Source organism: Frankia tisae, assembly GCF_025403405.1.
GTDB classification, from domain to species: domain Bacteria; phylum Actinomycetota; class Actinomycetes; order Frankiales; family Frankiaceae; genus Frankia; species Frankia tisai.
This window is the reverse complement of record NZ_JANEZT010000026.1, coordinates 25,136-31,932: the sequence shown is the minus strand read 5'-3', so window position 1 is coordinate 31,932 and position 6,797 is coordinate 25,136. Positions and strand designations below refer to the sequence as shown.

Genomic DNA, 6,797 nt, shown 5'->3' with positions numbered 1-6,797 from the left:
TCTCCCCGCCGCGCGGGATGGGATGACGAGTCGCCGGATGAGAGCGTCAGGACATGAACATCGACCCGCCCCGGACCCCTGGCGGCTCCGCTCCCTCGAACGTCGTCGCTCCCTCGAACGTCGTCACCTTCCTCAGCCGGCTGGACGGCGCCGCCGTCTCAGTCGGACCGCTGCCCGGCGCTCCACCGACGTCGGGCGTGGTGCTGACCGCCCAGCGCCCCGACCATGACCCGGCCGTCCTGCGGCTGGCGCCGGACGAGGCGGGCCACCTCGCGCAGCTGCTGTCCGCGGCCGCCGGGGCCGCCATGGGGTCGCTCCCCGCCCCGGCCGACCGCCGCGGCGGCAGCGACGGCGACGGACAGGCCGCGGTTCACTCGCGCCACGTCGTCTGCGTCGCGGAGGGATCGGCCGCCGAGGAGCTGGGCCATGCGCTGGCGCTGCTGCCGGCGCGGGCGCGGCTCGTCGACTTCACCTCGGATACCGACGTCGTCCTCGTGTTTGCCATCGACGATCCGCGCTGGCCCCCGGCCGCGCGGCCGGCTCGGTGACCGCGGCGGGTCCGGTCAGCCGCGCACCGCCTCGATCGCCGACACCACGGCCAGAACCAGAAAGGCAACCGCGGCGATCCGGGTGATCACCGCGATGGGAATCAGGCGAAGCAGCCCGCGTCCACCGGCGATGGCCAGGCCGGCCACCGTCCACAGCGCCAGCACCGCACCGATCCAGACCGCCACCGGCGCGTTGAACCGGGCGGCGAGATTCGCCGTCGAGATCTGCGTCAGGTCGCCGAGCTCCGCGACGAAGACGACCCCGAAGGAGGTGGCCGCCACCCGCCAGAACGTCGCCGCCGTCGCCACCGGCGGCGGTGCTGCGGACCGATCGCCCGCAGTCTCGGCCCGATCCGGGTCGCCCTTGTCCTCGCTGCCGTGCTCACGGCCCTCGCGCAGGACAAGCCCGGCGCCGGCGATGAAGAGCAATGCTGTGATCACGTCGACGATGCGATGCGGCAGCAGCGAGAAGGCGCTGCCGGCCGCCACCGCCACCGTGACGTGCACGACGAAGGCGAGTGCCACTCCGGCCCAGACGTGCAGCGGTCGGAAGCGGCTGCCCAGCACGAGGCTCGCGACCATCGTCTTGTCGGGCAACTCGGCCAGAAAGATCACGCCGAAGGTGATAAGCGCTGCGGTGATATCCACGTGCCCGGGGCCTCTCCGTGAGACCGGGCCGGAAGCGGGGACGCGCCTTCGACCCGGCATACCTGCCGTGTCGAAGGTCTCGCCCACCCGGCCGCATGGGCCGGGCCCGGCCACCGGGTGCCCGCAGGACAGCCCTGAGGTGGGCCATTGAGCGGGCGCCAGTATGTCGACGACCGGGCCGATCGGACGCCGCACCCGGCCGGCCCGGCGACGGACACGTCCATCACCGCAGGCCGTGCGCACCGGAGACGGGCCGCTCGGCGGGGCTACTCCCCTTCGAGGGAAAAGAGTACAGGCCGCATGGCCCGCCGGCATTGGCCGAGATCCTCCCCTGACGCGGAGCGAGCCAAGAGGACACGAAAGGACACCATCCATCGGTGGGGGCCTCCGTGAAAATCCCAGAAAGAAGCACTAACTTCACGTGGAGTGATGGACGACGCGGTTCCCCTCGCGTACCGCGCCGGGGACGGTCCGGTGCCGGCGACGCTCACTCGTACAGCGACCGGCCTACGCCCGGTGATCAACGCCACCGGAGTGATCCTGCATGGCGCGCTCGGCCGGGCCCCGCTGTCGGCGGCCGCGCGGGCCGCGGTGGATCTGGCGGCCGGCACCACCGATCTCGAGCTGGACCTGCGCACCGGCCGCCGCGACCCCCGGGGGCGCACCGCCCTGGCCGCCCTGGCCGCGGCGGTACCGGCGGCGGCGGCCGTACACGTCGTCAACAACAACGCGGCAGGCCTCGCCCTCGCGGTGGCCGCGCTCGCCGGCCGGCGCGAGGTGGTGATCAGCCGGGGGGAGCTCATCGAGACCACCGACGGTTTCCGGCTGCCGGAGCTGCTGGTGGCCGCCGGCGCGCGGATGCGCGAGGTCGGCACCACCAACCGCACCACCCTCGGCGACTACGCGGACGCCATCGGCCCCGACACCGGCCTGGTGCTGCGCGTGCACACGACCAGTTACCAGGTGGTCGGGTATACCGACAGCCCCGCCATCAGCGATCTCGCCGCCCTCTGCACCGACTTCGACGTGCCGCTCGTCGGCGACTGCGGCTCAGGCCTGCTCCACCCCGAGCCGCTGCTCGGCGCCGAACCCGACGTCACGAGCTGGCTCGGCTGGGGGGTCGGCGTGGTCACGACCAGCGGCGACAAACTGCTCGGCGGCCCGCAGTGCGGGCTGCTTCTCGGCCGGGCCGACCTGATCGACCGGATGCGCCGCCATCCGATGTCCCGAGCACTGCGCGCCGGCAAGCTCACCCTCGCCGCGCTCGAGGCGACCCTGCGCCATCCCGACTCGCCGGTCCGGCAGGCCCTGCGCGCCCGGCCGGAGCGCCTGGCCGCCCGCGCCGAAACACTCGCGGCCTGGTTGCGCCGCGCCGGGATCGCGGCGTCTGCCGTGGCCAGCCGGGCGCTCGTCGACGGCGGCACCGGCGCGGCGGCGGACGGCGGCGCCTGCGGATGCCGACGTGGGTGGGCCATGGGCGCGGACCAGACCGCCGGACGAGCGGCGTTCGGGGCACGGGGGTGCGGATGCGTCGGGACCGAACTGCCCAGCGCCGCCGTCGCGCTGGACGCGATGATCGCTGCGCCGCTGCGCCGCGGTGAACCATCCGTCCTCGGACGCGTCGAACAGGGCTGCTGCCTGCTCGACCTGAGGACCGTGCCGGCGGAGCTCGATCCGGTGCTCGCCGCCGCCGTGCTTGCGGCCGCGGCCGAAGCCGGCGTGAGCACCCTCACCGACGCCCCCACCGAGCCGCACGGCACAGCGGCGGGCGACACCGTCGTCACGGCGGGCGGGTCGGCGGTGGGCGGTGTGCCCGCGGTGGGCGGTGTCCCGTCAGCAGGCGGCGCCGTCGCGGCGGCGGACATGGTGACCGTCGAGTCCATGACCATCCCGCCCACCGCCGTACCGAATCGGCGGGCTCCGTGAGCCGCACCCGGTTGCGCGACATTCCCGCCGTGGCCGATACCGGACGTCGGCTCGCCGGTGCGGCCGGAGGATCGGTCCTGTTCTGCTACGGGCTGGTCCACCTGCTGGTCTGGCCTGGGGCTCCGACCGGCACGCCGGGCGAACGCTACGGCTGGGACGGGGAGACGGAGCTACTCGGGTGGCTGCCCACCTGGGCGGTCTGGACGGTCGGCGGGATCCTGCTGGCCGCGGCCGTGTTGGGGCACGCCGTCGGCGGGGCCGGGCTTGCCGGGCTGCCCATCGCACGCCGGTATCGGCTGACCGCGACCGGCGCGGGAGCAGCCGGTTCTCTCGCGCTGTTCGCGGTGGCCTGGCCGGGGCTCGCGCCCACCCCCACCGAGTTCAGCGCCGGGCCGGTTGTCAGCGGGTTGCTGCTGGCGAGTGTCGTCGCAACGATCTGGGCACAGCGCCACCCGCCGCCAGCCGGCGTCCGGCAACCCGACCGGAGCCGCCGCGCCGACGCCAAAGCCGGTTCCAAAACCGGCGTATAGACCGGCGTATACGCCGGCCCGAGCAATCGGCGGCGCGAGCAATCGCCGGCGCGAGCAACCCGGGCTCAAGCAATCTGGGCGGCTCAGCCGAGGGCGTGCAGCTCCCGAGCCAGGTTGAGTCGGGCCAGCGGTTCCCAGCTTCGCCGCGCCCAGGCCGTCGCGTAAACCGGACCGTCCAGCAGGCCACGCAGGACCGGCGCCCGCCCCTCACGCCAGGCTTGTTCGCCGACCCAGCCGTATTCCCGCCGGACCCGGCGCACATAGCGGTCGTAGGCGGCCGGCGGTCGAGCCAGAACTCGTAGGTCAGCGTCGTTGACGAGGGCCTCATCGGGGCGGGCCGACCGGTGCGAGGCCGTGGCGAGGACCAGCCGGGCCACCGCCGCGCCGATCGCCGCGGGACAGCCCAGGCGAGCGAGCACGTCGATTGCCAGCTCCGCGGAGCGCTGCTCGTTGTCCGCCAGCCGCGACTCGTAGACGGCGTCGTGGAAGTACACGGCGAGCACGCAGGCGTGCGCGGCGCGCTCCGTGGGTGGCCGGTACTCGGCGGCGAGCAGCACCCGCAGCGCCGCGGACATCTCCGCAACGTGCCGCAGGGTGTGGAAGTGCCGACCCGGCTCCTGATAGCGCCGGGCCACATCGACGAAGGCCGCGACACGATCACCCACATCGGCGCGGGCGCCGGCCGTGACCAGTGCATCGTCGAAGACCCGGGCCAGCGGCGATCGGGGAGCGGCCGCGGCAGCCTCGCCGCCGTGGTTCAGATTCCCTTCCACCTCAGTACGCCCTCTCACATCCGCGCCCTCCCTCCCGGACCATCGCGTCGCCGCCGGCCGGTGCGCGCCGCCGGAGATCAGGACGTTGATCGTGCTCCCGGCGCGCACCATCGGCCGGACGAATGCCTCCATCTGATACCAGAATGGTTCTTCCCAACCGGTCACCGGCCCGGCCCTGGGCGCCCCACACCAGCCGAACTCGCCCCGAACCCGATGCGGGGAGCGGTGGGTGCCCAACCGGTCGGGCGCATGCCCCGTCCGGGTCATCCGACGTTTACCTGGATCGAACAGGTCAGAAAACTCTGACGAGCCGGGCCGGCGCCGGCCGGTCCCGCTCGCTTTCTGGCCGCAGGCGACGTTACGTTTGGGACGACACGCCGCCGGCTCGAGCCGTCCGGCGCCCCGCGGCGCGCCTGACGATGCGCCGCCCGACGGAAGGTTGCCCACCATGGGTCTGCCCCTCAAGGCACGTGACGTCCCCGGCCGCGTTGCAGCGGGAACGTTCATCCTGCGTTCGGGTCTGGACAAGTGGAAGGCCGACCGTGCCACCGCCGAGGGGCTGCACGGCCTGGCCTCGAACACCTATCCGTTCCTGGCGAAACTCGACCCGGTGACCTTCACGAAGGTGCTCGCCGGCGCCGAGCTCGCTCTCGGCGCGGCGCTCGTCGTCCCGGTCGTGCCGACCGGGCTCGCCGGGCTCGGCCTGTCCGCCTTCTCCGGTGGGCTGCTCGGGCTCTACGCCCGCACGGACGGCATGCGCCGGGAGGGCACTGTCTGGCCGACGCAGCAGGGGCTGCCCATCGCGAAGGACGTGTGGCTGCTCGGCATCGGGCTGGGCTTCGTCGTCCAGGGGCTCGGCGCCCGCCGCAGCCGGACCGCCGACTAGCCCCGACCAGCCCAAGGGCGTTCGCCGTCGACCAATCCCCGCAGTCGACCAGCTCCGGTCAGCCGGTCACCCAGGGCTGCTCGGGCGCAGGGATTCGCCGGGCGGTGGTGGCCACGGCGCCGAACCGGTCCGCGCCGGCCTGCCAGTCGGCGCGGGCGGCATCGATCTCGGCCCGGGACCGGGCGACGAAGTTCCACCACATGACCAGCTCGTCGCCCAACGGCTCCCCGCCGAGCAGCAGCACGCGGGCGCTCTCGTCGGCGCGCAGCGACAGCTCGTCGTGCCCGGCGCCCAGATAGCCCAGCCGGCCGGGGCGCAGGACCTGCGCCCCGACCTCCACCGATCCGGTCAGAACGACCAGCCCGTGTTCGAAGTCGCGCCGCAACGGCAGGACGGTGCCACCGGAGCGCAGCGCGAGATCGACGCCGACCAGCGCAGTGTCGGTGCGCGCCGGGGAGACGTTGCCGTCGAAATCGCCGAGCAGCACCGTCGCTTCGGTCGCCCCGAACCGGGCGACGGGCAGGTCGGCGTGGTGGGCGAAGGCGGGTGGACCGTGCCGGGTGTGCTCGGGCTGCGCCACCCACAACTGCACACCGTGCAGCTCACCCTGGTAGTTCTCGGATTCCTCCGCGTGGGCGACCCCGTGCCCGGCGCTCATCAGGTTGAGCTCGCCCGGTCGTAGGACCTGCTCGGAACCGAGGCTGTCCCGGTGCACCTGGCGGCCACGCAGCAGCCAGGTGACGGTGGCCAGCCCGGTGTGCGGATGAGGCCCGACTGCGACCGGGCTCGACGGTGAGATCGCCACCGGGCCCAGATGGTCGACGAAGCACCAGGCGCCGATGGTCCGCCGGATCCGGCGGGGCAGGACTCGCCGCACCGGGATTCCGCCGACGTCGGCGGTCCGCCCTTCGACTACCTCCAGCTCCGGCCCGGCCGCCACCGGTGACGGTGCCCCGGGCGGCGGCACCGGTGGGCCCGCGGACGCGGGAGCGACATCGATGGGCGAGACGGGTCCGCTCATCTGTCAACGGTACGCCGCTTCGTTGCACAGGCAACGGACAGCGGACCTATTCGTCCTGCTCCTCCTCATCCCGGTGGACGGTCTCCGGAAGGAAGGCCGGCAGACAGACCGAGATGTAGTCCGCGCCGTCCGCTCCGCGCGTGCTGTAACGGACCCACTCGCCGGCAGCGGTGTGCACGGCCTGACCAGCCGCAACCTCGATGATCCCGTCGACGTGCTCCACCGTCACCGCGCCGCGCAGGACGACCGTGTATTCGTCGAACTCCGGCCGCTGGCCTGGCTCAGCCCAGCCGCCCGGACTCGACATGTGCGCAATGCTCAGGCCCCGGGTGCCGGTGTTCACCCCGCCCACGTACTCTCGAATGATCTTGGGAAGGTTCCCGGCGGCCTCGACGACGGTCGGCTTCTCGATGAAGGTCGGCATGGGTTGCATCATCGTGCCTGGCTGCCTGCCGGGACGCCGGT

At 73.4% G+C, this 6,797-nt stretch carries 8 protein-coding genes; 4 read left to right on the top strand and 4 right to left on the bottom strand.

Annotation, left to right across the window (positions count from 1 at the left end; translation table 11 throughout):
• Positions 1 to 53 precede the first annotated feature (53 nt).
• A complete protein-coding gene (locus tag NBZ85_RS04455) occupies positions 54 to 548 on the top strand; it encodes a hypothetical protein (RefSeq protein WP_261554531.1) in 495 nt (164 codons plus the stop codon).
• A gap of 15 nt (positions 549 to 563) precedes the next feature.
• Here the strand turns inward: NBZ85_RS04455 and NBZ85_RS04450 are convergent, their stop codons facing one another.
• The gene (locus NBZ85_RS04450; protein WP_261554532.1) at positions 564 to 1,196 is read right to left on the bottom strand and encodes a TMEM165/GDT1 family protein; all 633 of its coding nucleotides are present in this window, start codon (positions 1,194 to 1,196) and stop codon (positions 564 to 566) included.
• Positions 1,197 to 1,625: 429 nt separating this feature from the next.
• Between NBZ85_RS04450 and selA the strand changes: the two genes are divergently transcribed.
• Both selA and NBZ85_RS04440 read left to right on the top strand, forming a co-directional pair.
• Positions 1,626 to 3,122 carry an L-seryl-tRNA(Sec) selenium transferase gene (gene selA, locus NBZ85_RS04445; protein WP_261554533.1) on the top strand — a complete coding sequence of 499 codons (1,497 nt, stop codon included), beginning with the start codon at positions 1,626 to 1,628 and terminating at the stop codon, positions 3,120 to 3,122.
• Positions 3,123 to 3,151: 29 nt separating this feature from the next.
• A complete protein-coding gene (locus NBZ85_RS04440) occupies positions 3,152 to 3,652 on the top strand; it encodes a hypothetical protein (protein WP_261554534.1) in 501 nt (166 codons plus the stop codon).
• An 83-nt stretch (positions 3,653 to 3,735) separates the two neighbouring features.
• Here the strand turns inward: NBZ85_RS04440 and NBZ85_RS04435 are convergent, their stop codons facing one another.
• Positions 3,736 to 4,557 (bottom strand): HD domain-containing protein, encoded by an 822-nt coding sequence (locus tag NBZ85_RS04435; protein ID WP_261554535.1) that lies wholly within the window; start codon positions 4,555 to 4,557, stop codon positions 3,736 to 3,738.
• Between the two features lie 316 nt (positions 4,558 to 4,873).
• On the opposite strand from NBZ85_RS04435, the gene NBZ85_RS04430 reads away from it, so the two are divergent.
• Positions 4,874 to 5,311, top strand: coding sequence for a hypothetical protein (locus NBZ85_RS04430; protein WP_261554536.1), 438 nt, complete (start codon positions 4,874 to 4,876; stop codon positions 5,309 to 5,311).
• Between the two features lie 58 nt (positions 5,312 to 5,369).
• On the opposite strand, the gene NBZ85_RS04425 is transcribed toward NBZ85_RS04430, so the two are convergent.
• Positions 5,370 to 6,332: a pirin family protein gene (locus NBZ85_RS04425; RefSeq protein WP_261554537.1), complete on the bottom strand. Its 963-nt coding sequence runs from the start codon at positions 6,330 to 6,332 to the stop codon at positions 5,370 to 5,372.
• Positions 6,333 to 6,378: 46 nt separating this feature from the next.
• Complete coding sequence (locus NBZ85_RS04420; RefSeq protein ID WP_261554538.1) at positions 6,379 to 6,756, bottom strand: cupin domain-containing protein; 378 nt, start codon at positions 6,754 to 6,756, stop codon at positions 6,379 to 6,381.
• Positions 6,757 to 6,797 lie beyond the last annotated feature (41 nt).